Source organism: Nitratireductor indicus C115, assembly GCF_000300515.1.
In the GTDB taxonomy this organism is placed as follows: Bacteria; Pseudomonadota; Alphaproteobacteria; order Rhizobiales; family Rhizobiaceae; genus Nitratireductor; species Nitratireductor indicus.
In genome coordinates this window covers 529,243-543,625 of the sequence record NZ_AMSI01000001.1, presented here as the reverse complement: position 1 = coordinate 543,625, position 14,383 = coordinate 529,243, and the positions used below count along the sequence as shown (strand labels likewise).

Genomic DNA, 14,383 nt, shown 5'->3' with positions numbered 1-14,383 from the left:
AGGCCGCTATCCGTGCCATTGCCACCCTTCAGGGACAGCGCATAGGAGATTGCATCCGCATCCGCGGCATCATTGTCGTCCGCGTCCTTGAAGCTGTCAGCGCCGAAGTCATGCGTGAACAGGCCGGCAAACGACACAGGACCCGTCGTGTCCGTGATGTCCGTATCGTCCGTCACAAGCGTGGGAAGCGTCGCACCCGAGGGCTCGATCGAAGGTCCGTCATCCTCGAAGGCGAAGGCACCGCCGATATCGACCGACGCCGTGTCCTGGTCGCCGTCCCCATCCGTGATCGTCGCCGTCAGCGTGATCACGTCGCTCGACATCACCGCGGCGGAGCCGCCCGTCTCGACCGGATCGCTCGCATCGTCATGCACAACAGAGCGGTTCTGCGTCAGCGTCACATCGCCCGTATCCGGATCGATGTCGATCTTGAACGCAACCGTGCCCGTATCGCCGGCAAGATAGCCCTCGATGTCGCCATTGCCATCAACGCGCAGCAGGATCGCATCGCCCGACAGCGTGTCAACAAGGCCGCTATCCGTGCCATTGCCACCCTTCAGGGACAGCGCATAGGAGATTGCATCCGCATCCGCGGCATCATTGTCGTCCGCGTCCTTGAAGCTGTCAGCGCCGAAGTCATGCGTGAACAGGCCGGCAAACGACACAGGACCCGTCGTGTCCGTGATGTCCGTATCGTCCGTCACAAGCGTGGGAAGCGTCGCACCCGAGGGCTCGATCGAAGGTCCGTCATCCTCGAAGGCGAAGGCACCGCCGATATCAACCGACGCCGTGTCCTGGTCGCCGTCCCCATCCGTGATCGTCGCCGTCAGCGTGATCACGTCGCTCGACATCACCGCGGCGGAGCCGCCCGTCTCGACCGGATCGCTCGCATCGTCATGCACAACAGAGCGGTTCTGCGTCAGCGTCACATCGCCCGTATCCGGATCGATGTCGATCTTGAACGCAACCGTGCCCGCATCGCCGGCAAGATAGCCCTCGATGTCGCCATTGCCATCAACGCGCAGCAGGATCGCATCGCCCGACAGCGTGTCAACAAGGCCGCTATCCGTGCCATTGCCGTTCTTCAGGGACAGCGCATAGGAGATTGCATCCGCATCCGCGGCATCATTGTCGTCCGCATCCTTGAACCCGTCAGCGCCGAAGTCATGCGTGAACAGGCCGGCAAACGACACAGGACCCGTCGTGTCCGTGATGTCCGTATCGTCCGTCACCAGCGTGGGAAGCGTCGCGCCCGAGGGCTCGATCGAAGGCCCGTCATCCTCGAACCTGATCAAGGAACCCAGTTCGGCGGTTGCGCTGGCGGTATCGCCGTCGCCGTCGGTCAGCACGACATTCAGCGAGACCAAGCCGCTGTTCATTACTTCCGGCGTCAGGCTCTCGTCATGAGCTTCCGCATCGGAACCCGGGTTCTGGTCATGGAACAAGGCGCGCGACTGACTGACCGTCACGGCTCCTGAATTCGTGTCGACACTGATGCGGAAAACTTCCGCGCCTCCGTTTTCGGTCTGGCCGACGATGTCGTCGCCATCACGAACGAGGATGACAGCTTCACCGCTGGCCGTGTCCGTCAGGCCGGTGGAACCATCGTTCAGAACCAGGGAATAAATCTTGGACTGCTCACCGTCAGCGCCTGGTACTGCCGTTTCAGTGAAAAGTGCGGATCCCGGCACGGTAACATTGGCCAGAAGTCCACCCACATCGCCATCGTCGGCATCGTTGTCGGTTTCATCCAGAACGACCGCGGCGTCCTCGATGGCCACGAGATCTATTGCCGGACCGTCGTCAGTGATAATGATCGTCAGGTCATCGCTGACCGAATCGCCGTTTCCATCCGTCAGCGTGATGATGAAATCATCGTTCACCACATCGTCCGCACCGACCTGGCCAACGCCGGAATGGTCGATCGTGTTGTCGGTGATATCGTATTCGAAGCTGTAGGTGCCGTCAGGCGCGCGAATAATCGTCAGCGTGCCGTATTCGCCGTCAATCGTGCCGCCATTGGTCACGTCCACCGATTGGCCGTTGTAGTTGGTCACAACGAGAGAACCCAGACCGTCATCGCCCGGATCGACATTGATGGCGCCTGTGGCGGTGGTCGTGCCGCCGCCGGACCCCATGGCTCCCGACGTATCGAGCGCACTTTCATTCACGATGCCGGGAAGCGGCGTGATGCTCAGCTCCGGCAGGTCGTTACCGCGTACCGACGGAAACAATTCGGGCCGCTCAAGCCGGCCGAACTGCAGCGCCGTCGGCGGCAGGAGATCGATTACAGGACCGGCAGCACCGATATCCGGCGCTCCGAGACCGAAATTGCCACCGGCGCTCTGCGAGGCGGACGACACCACTGTGAGGCTGCCGTCGGGACCAGCCGCAACATTGATGCCGTTGGCTTCCAGAGCCGCCGTCAGAGCGACCTGCGGAATCTCGACGTCACCGATCAGGAATGTCGGAACTTTCAACGCGGCATTGAGAATGGTGATGGACGTGCCATCGGGCTGAACCAGAACCAGATTGTCCCCATCCACCCCTATCTGATCGATGGAAACGCCCTGTGGAAGATGTACCACATTGTTGGCGTCGGCCGAAACGGTCGAAGGAACCGGAGCGGCCTGGACGGGGGCTTCCGGCTGCGCGACCGGCTTGCCGGTAACGGGATCGACCGGAACGGGCTCGCCCGTTGCTGCCTGGGCCATTACGGAGGGAGACGAAATCCCCTGATCGGAGTGACCGGATGCGGCTTCACCAGAAGCGATGCCCTGCTCCTGCGCGGCGGACGTGAAATCTTCGTTGGCCATGACAACCCCCACAATGGTACTTGTGGAGAGCACGACACGGAGAAACTGAGCCGGCAAGTCTTCCCTCAAGGAAGCCATATATCATGATATGCCTCATCGCAGGAAATTCATGCTTGGTTAATGCATTCGCATAACCCAATATATATTTCCTTATAATTTGTAACTCTATCATGGTCTGAGGGAATAGCGGCCCTGCCCTCGGAAACGCGAATTGCGTTCCACCTCGCGTTTCCGGTCACGCACTCCCATGCAGGCCACTGATAGGGCTTTTCCTCCGATGCCGGAGGATTGAAAAATCACATAAAATTCGATCTATTTCTGAAACTAAAAGTAATCTATAGGTATTAATCCAAGTTTTATTCGAATTTCCTATCATGCTTGCGTTGTGATTGCGGGGGCATCCATGGGAAAGAAAATAAAATTACCGACCAAGAAAGCAATTCTTTTTGCTTTTATTTACTCGTCGCTCTTTCTCCCAACATTGGCAAAGGCCTCTACATATAGCCTTGCCCCATCGGAAATTTCGGTTCTCGCAAATATAAGTTATTCGTCGTTCTCCAGCTTCACGACGATTGCGAGCAACTGGATCTCCGACCTTGTTCAGCGTCTTCCCGAGAGTGTGGGCGATGAAAAGACCGCGATCCAGAAGATCGCTGCCACCAGGCCGGCAACGCCCGCCCCGCGCCACCCGCCCGCGCAGCGAGAGGATACGGCTCGCGCCGTCTTTCAATCGGTCGCCATACCGTTCAAGGCGCTGCCTTCACGCAAGAGCTGGGAGCGCGTCTACCCCGCCGTCGCCCAGGCCGAATTTTCACGATGCGGCGCGTCTTCGGACTGCGCGTCCAAGGCAAAACATCTTGCCCGGGTGGTAACGATTGCCAAAGACAAGACCTTCGGCGAAAAGCTTGCCGCCATCAACATCGCCGTCAACAAGGCCGTAGCCTATACGAGTGATCGCGATAATTATGGCACCATGGATTACTGGGCCAAGCCCGGCGAAATCCTCTCGCGCGGCCGTGGCGATTGCGAAGACTACGCCATCTTGAAAATGGCAGCGCTGAACAGCGCGGGCATACCGATGGCGAGCATGTCCATTGTGATCCTGCAGGATCAGCGGCGACAGCTTTTTCATGCAGTGCTGGCGGTTTCCACCAGCAAGGGGCACTACATTCTCGACAATCTGCATGACCGTGTGATGGTCGACACTCAACTTTCCGACTACCTGCCGCTTTATTCGCTGAGTGGTGAGCGCTCCTGGATTCATGGGAAGAAAGTCGGAGAAAGACTGGTGGCCTCGATCGGCACACTTCCGGCTGGCATGACGCCGGGCGAAGGCATTCACTGAGATTTCCTGCCGGCTGCGGCGAGCTGCGGTCAGGCAGGCAGGACGAAACCGATGATGGCGTCGCGCTCGACAAGCGGCGCCAGAACCGCATTCAGCCGTCCGCGGATAAGCTGGTCATCCACGCCGATCACGAAGCCCACCGTCGCCGGGCCACTGCCTTCGATCCGCAGTTTTTCGATAAGCTCCGAAAACTGGACATCCAGGGAAAGACGCACCCCCTGCACGGTCGTCGAAAGTGGCAAGCGCGACAGGCGGGACTGGACGAAGGCGATGAACGGCGGATTGTGAGCGATCAGTCGCCGGTCTTCCGACAGTGCAAAGCACGGCGTCGGACAAGCCAATACCTGGTTGGTGACAGCCTTGAGGCCCGTGCGCTGACGCGCCGAGTGCAATTCGGCCTGCAGATGACGCGCCGCCTCCACCCGCAATGCCGAGGAGAGATTGCCACGCGGCTCAAGCCGCTCTTCGCATCTCCTCACGATATCGCCGACGGAAACATCGTGCTTATGGGCCATATCCTTCAGAACGGCCCAGAATATTTCCTCAAGGCGCAACCCCTTGCGTTCCTCGCCGACACGCACGACCCGGAAACGCGGTACAAACGCCCAGTTGGGATCAGGAGATGGGCTTGCGCGCGCCATGGCCTAACGTTCCCTCAAGGCTTCGTTGCGCGCCTTGTTGATGGGCTTCATCAAATAGGCAAGGATTGTCTTCTTGCCGGTCATGATGTCGGCCGTGGCCACCATACCGGGGATGATGGCATAGCTCTTGCCATTGCGGACGAGTTCGGCCTGATCCGTTTTCACCAGAACCTGATAATAGGTTTCCCCCGTGGACTGATCGACGAGGCTGTCAGCGGAAATGTTCTGCACCTCGCCCTCAAGCCCGCCATAGATCGAAAAATCGTATGCCGTGACCTTGATGAGCGCGGGTTGCCCGGGCCGCACGAATGCGACGTCACGCGGCGAAATCCGCGCCTCCACCAGAAGCGTTTCGGATGTTGGCACCACGCCTGCGATCACGGTACCGGGCTGCACATAGGCGCCCACAGTGTTGACCTCAAGCGTGTTGATGATGCCATCGACCGGAGAACGGATATCTGTGCGGGCAACGCGATCGCTGGCTCCACGGATGGTCGCCTCGATGACCGACAGCTCGGCGAGCGCCTGCGTGCGCTCGGAAAGCGCCTCTTGTTCCACCTGCAGATCCAGCTCCTGAATCTGCAGGGCGGCCTCGTTGATCGAGGCCTCGATGCGCGGGATGGTTTCGCGGGCCAGATCGAGCTGCCCGCTGGTTTCGGTCAATTCCTTCTGCACGCGCAGAAACTCGGTCTGCGCCACCAGTTTGCGTTTGACCATAGGGCCCAGTAAATCCGCCTCGCGCTGCGAAATCTTCTGGTTTTCCTCCAGGCGTGCAATGTTGACGCGAGCCTCGTCCAGTTCCTTCACCCGCTGCTGATGGCGCTCCTCGAGCACGGACCGCTTGTTGCGGATGTTATCGGCGCGCGCCTTGAAAAGACGCGCTTCGTTGATGCAGATTTCAGGCGCGACATCCTTCAGGCTCTCAGGGCAGATATATTCAGCATCGAACGCGCCTTTTTCCTCAAGGTTCAGCCGGGCAATCTGGGCGCGCAGGGCACGGGCGCGCGCCTCGGATTCTCCCAGCGACGAGGCCGTCACCGTATCGTCCAGGCGCAGGATCAGATCTCCCTTGTGGACGACCTGCCCCACCCTGACAGCAATCTCCTGCACAACGCCGGGCTCGCTCGACTGCACGATCTGGGTCTTGGAAACGGGAATGATCTTGCCCTGGCCCCGGGCGATTTCCTGCACCTCTGCCACGGAAGCCCAGCCAATGAATGTCAAAAGAAGGGCCGAGATCACGATCAGGCCCAAGCGGGCTGCAAGCGGCGGACGATCCATCTTATCTTTGCCTCCCAGTGCCACGGCGAACCTTTTCGGACGCCGAGCCCTCGTTCATCCGGCCCGGCCGGCATTGCCGGCACGTGCGTTCTTTTGCAATTCAGCGATAACCTTCTCCTTCGGGCCGTCGGCCACCACCCGTCCCTGATCTATGACCACGAGGCGGTCGACAAGTTGCAGCATGCTGTGGCGATGCGTCGAGATGACAAGCGTGACGTCCTTTGCGAATGCCTTGTCCAGCTTGAGGATCAGCTCGCGCTCGCTGGCAAGGTCCATTGCCCCCGACGGCTCATCCAGGAAGACAACCTTGGGCTTGCACAACAATAGGCGCGCGATGGAGACGGCCTGCCGCTGACCACCGGAAAGCTGGCTGCCGCGCTCGCCCACAGGCATGTCGTAGCCACGCGGATGCCGGGCGACGAACTGGTCGACACCGGCTAGTTGCGCGGCCTGTACGATCTCGTCATCCGTCGCGTCAGGTTTCGCCATCAGGAGGTTTTCCTTGATGGAACCGGAAAACAAATCAGCAACCTGGGAGGCGAAAACCACGGCGGAACGCACGACGGAAGGATGGTATTGCCGGATATCGACGCCATCGAGCAGCAAGCTGCCCGAAGTGGGCGGATAGAGCCCGGCCATCAGACGGCCCACGGTCGTCTTTCCCGAGCCAATGCGGCCGATGATGCCGACCCGCTCGCCGCCCTTGATTGCAAGCGAAAAATCGTTGAGCGCCGGACTGTCGGCGCCGGGGTAGGTGAAGGCCAGCGCGCGGAAAGCAACCTCGCCGGTACGGACCTCGCGATTCACGAAACCCGCGCTCTCCGGCCGGTCCTCCGGCTGACTCATGATCCCGTCGAGAATTCGCAGCGAAAGCATGGCCTGACGCATGCGCGACAGGGTCATGGCGATCTGGCCAAGCGGAGCGACCGCCCGCCCCGACAGCATAACCGTGGCGATGATGGCGCCGGTGGAGATATTGCCCTGCGCGAATTCATAGGCACCAGCCACCACCAATGCGACGGTGACAAGCTGCTGCACGAACTGGGTCATATTGCTGGCCCAGGCGGACAGCTGCTTGATGCCTTCGGATGTGCGCGAAGCGTTCTTGGCCAGTTCGCTCCAGCGACGCAGCAGAATGCGCTCGGAGCGCAGCGACTTGACCGTCTCGATAGTGGAGATGGTCTCGACAAGGAGAGATTGACGCTGCGCTGCTTCATTGTTGGCGGCTGCGACACGCTTTCCGATACGGTTTTGCGCTACGAGGCCGATAATGAGCGCGATAACGAATGCCGTGGTCGGAATCAGCGCGAGCCAGCCCGAAACGCTGTAAATCACGAGCAGGAAGACGAAAACAAAGACGCTGTCGATGATGGTGCTGAGCGTGTTGGACGTGAAAAACTCACGTACGAACTCATATTGCGTCACACGATTCGCATATTCGCCCGTCGACATCGGGCGGGAGGCGAGCGTCGCGTGCAGTACCTTTTCGAACAAAAGGTAGGACAGTTTGAGATCAGCCTTGCGGCCGGCATAATCGATGAGCGCCGCGCGCACCGTCTTCAAGAGGAAGTCGAACAGGATTGCGCCCGCGACGCCCAAGGCCAGAACCCATAGCGTGGCCGTCGCCTGATTGGGTAGAACGCGATCGTAGACGTTCATCACGAAAAGCGGCGAGGCGAGCGCCAGAAGATTCACAAACAGGGCGGAAAGCGCCACCTGCGCATAGGAGCGCCAGAACGGTGTCAGCGTCGTCGCCAGCCAATGGCGCTTCTCGATTGCGCCAGGCATGCCTTGCCGGGCATCTTCCGCCTGGTTCAGATAAACGATACTGAACGAGACGGCGAAGCGAACGTCTCGCGCCAGAACCTCGGGCAGCGAAACATCTCCATCTGCATCCAGTTCGGGAGCCAGGGAGGTTCGATAACGGCCATCCGGCAGCGCTTCCAGAAGGGAAAGCGCCGTGCCGTCCTCGAAAAGAACGAGCAAGGGAAGATCGGCCGCGCGCGAGGCGAGCGAACGCCTGCCATGTTCCTCGACTTCGAGACCTATACGTGCGGCAAGGCGCTCAACATCCTCGAAGCCTGGCCTTGCCTCATCGAAGGGCGTGTCCGAAAACAGCACCGTGTCCGATGACGGGCGGGCCAGAAACAGGGCGATTTCCCGAAAAGCGGATCGGAAACCGCCTGTGTGTAGCGGCGTTTCTACAATGGGTTTGCGGACCTGTTCCAACAGCTTCTGTCAAACCGTTTCAACCGACCGGCTACTGTCTCCGGATCGGAGCCAGAAGATCGAGCGGGAGATCGTTCACCTGCCTGGACGGCAACCTCTTGTAGGTTTCCGTGGGCGCGGTCTCGGGCACATTGAACTCGGTTCTGGCGTAAGCCTCGGACTGTTTCGCACTCTGCAGATGCATCGTGTTGAGAAGCGTGCCGGTGGCGGCGAGAATGCGATACTCTGCAAAGAGAGCCGCGTACTGAGCCGTCTTCGACAGAACGTTCACGCTGTAGCGCGTGTTCTGTGCGCCAAGCACATCCAGAAGCGAGCGCTGGCCGACAACAAGCTGCTCGCGATAGGAATTCACAAGGCGCGCATTGGTGGCGGCCTGATCCCGCAGAGTGCTGGAAAGATCGATCTGGCGCTGGCGGCGATCCCACGAGATGCGCACAGCTTCCTCAACCTCACGATAGGCCTGATGCAGAACGAGGCGCTGCTCGCTTGCCCGGCGAATCTGCTCCTGCTCGTTGGCAACGTCGATACCCCCGCGATAGAGATTCCAGCGGGCGACCACACGCGCCTGCAGGTCATGGGTGCGGCCATCGGCGCCATCGATGTCGTAACCGGTTCGCGCGCGCCCTTCCGCCGAGATCTCGGGGAACATCTTCGAACGGGCGGCATCAACCTGTGCATCCGCCACGTCGATGTCGGCATTGGCGACCTTTATGCGCGGATTGTTGGCACGCGCAATGCCAATCGCCGCATCCAGCGACCGCGGCAGGGCGGAAGCCACCGAAGCAGGCATGACAGGGTTTGTAAGCGGCTTGCCGACCAGCTTGTAGAAGCGGATCTTGGCGGCTTCCAGCTCTTCCTCGGCCTCCTTGAGGCGGGCCTTCGCGGAAAGCGCACGTTCCTGCGCCTGTTGGCGGTCTGCTTCAGTGAGCGCTCCACCGGAAATCAGAGAGCTGATATCGCCCAGCATGGACTGGTGGAAGCCGAGATTGGCGCGCGATTCATTCACGATCTGAATCTGGAGGAGATATTCCAGATACTCGCGCACCACCTGAAGAGCGATTGTCTCGGAACGTTCCAGAACCCGGAAAGAGGCAGAATCCACCCGCGCCGCCTGACGCTCCAGCTCGGCACGGCGACCGCCGCCGTCAAACAGCTTCTGCGTGACCGAAAGTCCCACTTCCGACGGATAGAGCGGATCGTCCTCGATCCCGACACCGCGGCGCGAGGGATTGTCGAGCCGGCGGGCACCGACGGACGCTTCCAAGTCGACACTTGGAAGGTAAAGGCCCCGCGCCTGGCGCAGTTCGAACTCGATCGCTTCGCGATTCTCGACCGCCTGTCCGATTTCAGGATTGGATTCGAGCGCAACGGCCATCGCTTCCTTCAGCGACAGGGCGCTTGCATTGTCTGCATAGAACGCGACGCTTCCAAAGAGAGCTGCCGCCAGCATACGCGTAACACGCGCTTTGAACTTCATAGTCCCCCCTCAAGCTTGCGCTTTCCCGATAGCACCAGCCGGTGGACCCGGCACACCACGACCGGGCTTCTTAAGCTAATCCTTATGGCATTATCGTTTAAGCAGCTATTGTTTAGCCTGCACAAACTGCCCTAAAGGCAACTTTAGCCACCTCATTTATAGCGCCTGTTGCAGGCTTACAACAAATGTAACGCCCTTTATAACTATTTGAAATTTAAATAATACCTAAATCGTCATATTTTTAGCCGACTCATCGGACGACGACGATAGTACCCACTCTGACCTGGTTGTAGAGGCTGACGATATCGTCGTTTATCATGCGAATACAACCGGATGAAACAGCTTTCCCGATGGTCCAGGGCTGGTTTGTGCCGTGAATGCGAAACAGGGTGGAGCCAAGGTACAGAGCCCGTGCGCCAAGCGGATTTTCCGGTCCGCCCTCCATTACCGTCGGCAATATGCGCCCCTGAGCCGCCTCTCTGCGGATCATCTCTGCAGGCGGGCGCCAGGACGGCCATTCGGCCTTTCTTGAGATTTTCTCACGCCCACGCCACTCGAAGCCTTCGCGCCCGACACCAATGCCGTAGCGCATGGCAGTGCCGTCGCCACGCACATGAAACAGCCGGCGTTGCGCCGTATCGACGACAATCGAGCCTGCTGGCAGCTTCTCCGAGAAAGGCACAATCTCGGGCTTGATGACGCTATCGCTCCAAGGAGCCTTGAACGCGAGCTTGCGCTCCTTGCGAACCCACTTTCCCGTCGCGGGGTCGAACTGCCTGACGGTAACATTCTGTTGTTCCGCAAAAACCGCCGATGCGAGGCCTGCGAAAAGCAGAGCCCCCGTCAGGACGATCCACAAGGCCTTCTTCATGGCTACCCCAAACTCGCTCCGAACCAGGCTCAAGCTTAGGATTTGCCACAAACGCACCCAATTCAATACGCTTTTTGGTTGTGTTTATGCAATTATACACGCAAACGAATTGCGTCAAACCGCTTACCCGGCGAGTTTCTCCAGACCCTTGTGGCGGAAACGGGCGGTCGCCGGGTCGAAATCATATTCGCCGGCATGCGAGAGCGCCTCCCGAGCCAGCCGGTCGACAGACTCGATCACATAGTCGGCTTTATCGTCAGTCATCAGATAGCTGAAGTTGAGGCGCACCCAGCCCGGCTTTTCCATCTCCTGGCCGGCCCGGATGCTCGCCAGCAGCGCATTCGACTGCTGCTCTTCTATGCCCAGCAAACGGTGTGCATAAGGGCCAGCGCAAGCGCAGCCACCACGAGCCTGAATGCCGAAGAAGTCGCTCAGCATGCGGGTAAAGAGCTGGTGATGCACAGGCCTGCCCTGCCCGTCGCGGATGCGGAACGAGAAGATCGGCAGGCGCGGCGCGCGCGGGTTTCCGAGGAGTTCCAGATTTGCGTTCTTCGACCAGACGGACAAAGCCCTTGCCTTCAAGGCCTCATGCCTCCGGTCGATGAACTCCTGTCCCAAAGCTTCCTTGATCAAGAGTACCAGTGCGGCGCGGATGTCTCCCACCACATTCGGAGTGCCTGCTTCTTCGCGCGCTGCCAGCGACTTCGAATAGTCATGCGCCCACGGCGAAACAAATGTCACGGTCCCACCGCCCGGCATGGTCGGCTTGTCCGTGCGGGCGATCGCATTGCGCAGAACGAGGATGCCGGAAGCACCAGGCCCGCCCGGAAACTTGTGCGGAGACAGGACCACGGCATCCTTCGCGCAATCGGTGCCAGGCTTCATATCCATCTCGAGATAGGGGGCACCACCCGCATAGTCCCAGATGGCCAGTGCGCCATGCTGCTTCAAAATCCGGGTGACGGTGTCCGTATCACTGACAATACCCGTCACGTTCGACGCTGCGGAAAAGGTGCCTATCTTCAACGCCGCATCGGCATGGTTCCTCAAGGCTTCGGCCAGCGCGGCCAGATCCGGTCCACCACAATCCTTTTCGGGGATTGCGACCACTTCCGCACCACTTTCCCGCCAGGGCAGGATATTCGAGTGATGCTCATAGGGACCGGTGAAAACGACCGCGCGTCCTCCTTTCGCCACGAGTTCGGCGATACCCAGAAGCCGCACCAGGCGATTGATGCCAGCCGTTGCACCGGAGCCTGCAAAAACAACACTGGTCGCCTCGTCAGCGCGAACGATGCGATGGATCTGACGGCGAGCATCCTCGCGCAGGCGCGTACAGAAAGCGCCGCAATAGGAAGCCTCCGTGTGGCTGTTTGCGTAATAGGGCAGAACCTCGTCGCGAATGAAGTCCTCCACCTGCGCAAGCGCTCGGCCAGACGCGACATAATCGGCATAGATCATGGACTTGCGACCACAAGGGCCATCAATCACAGCGTCTTCGCCGATCAACCCCTGACGTAAATAGGACTGCAGGTCGTTACGCTGCAGGCTCGCAATGAAATCTCCCAAAACCGTGCCGGCCATCGTGAATTACCCCGTAATTGATTTTGAAAAATGATCTCACAATAAAAGCAATCATTTTCGCCAAAACTCATTGCTAAAAGCGACAATATTCGATCATATGAACGACTATGGATGAGAAAATAGATCATTTTGATAGGCGAATCCTGCGCGAGCTGCAGCGCGATGCCGGGCTTTCGCAGCGCGACCTCGCCGAGAAGGTCGGGCTTTCGCAGAATGCCTGCTGGCGCCGCCTAAAGGCGCTGGAGGAACGCGGCGTCATCCGCGGCAAGACGCTGATGATAGACCGTAACAAGCTCGGCCTGGGTCTTGTAGTCTTCGTGATGGTAAAGACGCGGCATCATTCGGCGGATTGGCTGCGCATCTTCCGGCAGCATGTGGCCGGAATTCCCGAAATCGTCGACTTCTTCCGTATCGGAGGAGACTATGACTACATGCTGCGCATCGTCACAACGGACATGGCAAGCTACGATTCCGTCTATCAGCGCCTGATCCAGAAAGTGGAGCTGGAATCGGTAACCTCCTATTTCGCGATGGAGGCAATCGCAGAGCGCAGACCATTGCCGATCTGAACCCGCAGGCAAAACGCAGCCGGGCGGAGTTCCGCCCGGCTGCTGAAGCTTATGCGACGGATGCGACGATGATGATTTCGACCTTGTATTCAGGCGTCGCCAGGCGGGATTCGCCTGTGGCGCGCGCTGGCGCGTGACCGGGTGCAACCCACCCATCCCACACCGCATTCATCTCTGCGAAATCATCCATGGAAGCAAGCCAGATGGTGGCGGAGAGAATACGGGTCTTGTCGGAACCACAGCGCGCCAGAAGATCATCGACCTGGGCCAGAATCGCCTTGGTCTGCTCCGTTACGCTCGTCCCCGGCTCACCGACCTGACCGGCCAGGTAGATGGTGCCATTGTTGACGACAGCCTGGCTCATGCGGGCGCCTGTTTCGAGGCGAGTGATTTCAGACATTCATTTTCCTTTCAGTTGGTCATTAGCCGTTCCGGCGCAAGCGCCCGGACAACCTCATCCGGCAAGGAAGAGGATCGGCCGGCGCAGAGATCCGCCGCCAGAGCCGATAGCGCCGGAGACGTCTGAACGCCATAGCCTCCCTGCCCCGCCAGCCAGAAAAATCCATCCAACCCGGGCGCAAAGCCCACGGCTGGCGTGCGATCAGGGAAAAAGCTGCGCAACCCGGCCCAGCTTCTCTCCACACGGGTGATGGGCATGGTCACGGCCTGCTGGAAGCGATGCAGCCCTTCAGCAAGCACCATATCGTCCGGCCAGGCGTCGAAAGGTTCAAATGGATCTTCGTCGGCTGGGGAGACCATCAGCTTGCCGGCTTCCGGCTTGGCATACCAGCCTTCGCCCGCGCAGGCGAAAAGCGGCCAGGCCGACACATCATGCCCCTCCGGCGCCGGGACGATGACGGCGGAGCGACGCATGGGCGTCAGCCCCAAAGGCTCGGCACCTGCCATTCGGGCAATCGCATCGGCCCAGGCGCCCGCGGCATTGACGATGATGGGTGCGGTGAAGGTGCCTTGCGGAGCTTCAACCGTCCAGGCCCCGCCCTCCCGCTCGATCTTGTTGACACGGGCCTGCGTGACGATGCGCCCGCCGCGCCTGCGCAACAACCGGGCAAACCCCTGCAACAGGCGATCCACATCGATATCCTGGGCGCCGGGCTCCATCGCAGCGTCGGCAACGGCTTCGCGGCGAAGGATCGGCACACGTCGCAACGCTTCTTCAGGCGAGATGCGCTCCATGCCCGTAGCGCCCTGCAACAATCCTTCAATCGCCGAAGCATGTTCGGGAAGAGCGACATAGATGAGCCCCCGGGGCGAAAGCAGGCTGCTTTCGCAAATTCCTTCCGGCTCGAGGAAAACGGGCTCGGATGCCGCATTCAGAGCGCGCAATGCAGCATTGCCATAGTTGCGGATATAGATCGCCGCCGAGCGTCCCGTCGCGTGGTAGCCGATTGCCTCCTCTGCCTCGAGCAGGATTACCCTGGCATCATTCGCCATCCGCGCGCCGGCGCTGACGCCGGCTATACCGCCGCCGATTACAATAATATCGGACATCCCGCTCATCGACCCGCTGCTCTCAAGGCTTACTCCCCAAAACCTTCCCATACAGCGCTAC

Annotated in this window: 11 protein-coding genes; 2 read left to right on the top strand and 9 right to left on the bottom strand. The window is 59.8% G+C overall.

Annotated elements, in window-relative coordinates; translation table 11 throughout:
- Positions 1-2,816 (bottom strand): DUF5801 repeats-in-toxin domain-containing protein (locus tag NA8A_RS02605; RefSeq protein ID WP_240532719.1); only part of this gene is annotated, 2,816 nt, incomplete at its 3' end.
- 385 nt (positions 2,817-3,201) lie between these two features.
- Between NA8A_RS02605 and NA8A_RS24570 the strand changes: the two genes are divergently transcribed.
- On the top strand, positions 3,202-4,161 hold the full coding sequence (locus NA8A_RS24570; protein ID WP_240532718.1) for a transglutaminase-like cysteine peptidase: 960 nt from the start codon (positions 3,202-3,204) through the stop codon (positions 4,159-4,161).
- Between the two features lie 29 nt (positions 4,162-4,190).
- On the opposite strand, the gene NA8A_RS02595 is transcribed toward NA8A_RS24570, so the two are convergent.
- The 6 genes from NA8A_RS02595 to NA8A_RS02570 form a co-directional block, all read right to left on the bottom strand.
- Entirely contained in the window at positions 4,191-4,802 is a 612-nt protein-coding gene (locus tag NA8A_RS02595) for a ribbon-helix-helix domain-containing protein (RefSeq protein ID WP_009755834.1), read from the bottom strand.
- A 3-nt stretch (positions 4,803-4,805) separates the two neighbouring features.
- Complete coding sequence (locus NA8A_RS02590; RefSeq protein WP_009755833.1) at positions 4,806-6,083, bottom strand: HlyD family type I secretion periplasmic adaptor subunit; 1,278 nt, start codon at positions 6,081-6,083, stop codon at positions 4,806-4,808.
- Positions 6,084-6,137: 54 nt separating this feature from the next.
- On the bottom strand, positions 6,138-8,312 hold the full coding sequence (locus NA8A_RS02585; RefSeq protein WP_009755832.1) for a type I secretion system permease/ATPase: 2,175 nt from the start codon (positions 8,310-8,312) through the stop codon (positions 6,138-6,140).
- A gap of 31 nt (positions 8,313-8,343) precedes the next feature.
- Positions 8,344-9,789 carry a TolC family outer membrane protein gene (locus tag NA8A_RS02580; protein WP_009755831.1) on the bottom strand — a complete coding sequence of 482 codons (1,446 nt, stop codon included), beginning with the start codon at positions 9,787-9,789 and terminating at the stop codon, positions 8,344-8,346.
- Positions 9,790-10,039: 250 nt separating this feature from the next.
- Positions 10,040-10,660, bottom strand: a complete 621-nt coding sequence (locus tag NA8A_RS02575) for a L,D-transpeptidase (RefSeq protein WP_009755830.1) — start codon at positions 10,658-10,660, stop codon at positions 10,040-10,042.
- A gap of 123 nt (positions 10,661-10,783) precedes the next feature.
- Positions 10,784-12,244: an aminotransferase class V-fold PLP-dependent enzyme gene (locus NA8A_RS02570; protein ID WP_009755829.1), complete on the bottom strand. Its 1,461-nt coding sequence runs from the start codon at positions 12,242-12,244 to the stop codon at positions 10,784-10,786.
- 107 nt (positions 12,245-12,351) lie between these two features.
- Between NA8A_RS02570 and NA8A_RS02565 the strand changes: the two genes are divergently transcribed.
- Complete coding sequence (locus NA8A_RS02565) at positions 12,352-12,813, top strand: Lrp/AsnC family transcriptional regulator (RefSeq protein WP_009755828.1); 462 nt, start codon at positions 12,352-12,354, stop codon at positions 12,811-12,813.
- A 49-nt stretch (positions 12,814-12,862) separates the two neighbouring features.
- Here NA8A_RS02565 and NA8A_RS02560 read toward each other — a convergent pair whose 3' ends face one another.
- Positions 12,863-13,213 carry a RidA family protein gene (locus NA8A_RS02560; RefSeq protein WP_009755827.1) on the bottom strand — a complete coding sequence of 117 codons (351 nt, stop codon included), beginning with the start codon at positions 13,211-13,213 and terminating at the stop codon, positions 12,863-12,865.
- Between the two features lie 11 nt (positions 13,214-13,224).
- Positions 13,225-14,331: an NAD(P)/FAD-dependent oxidoreductase gene (locus NA8A_RS02555; RefSeq protein ID WP_040671526.1), complete on the bottom strand. Its 1,107-nt coding sequence runs from the start codon at positions 14,329-14,331 to the stop codon at positions 13,225-13,227.
- Positions 14,332-14,383 lie beyond the last annotated feature (52 nt).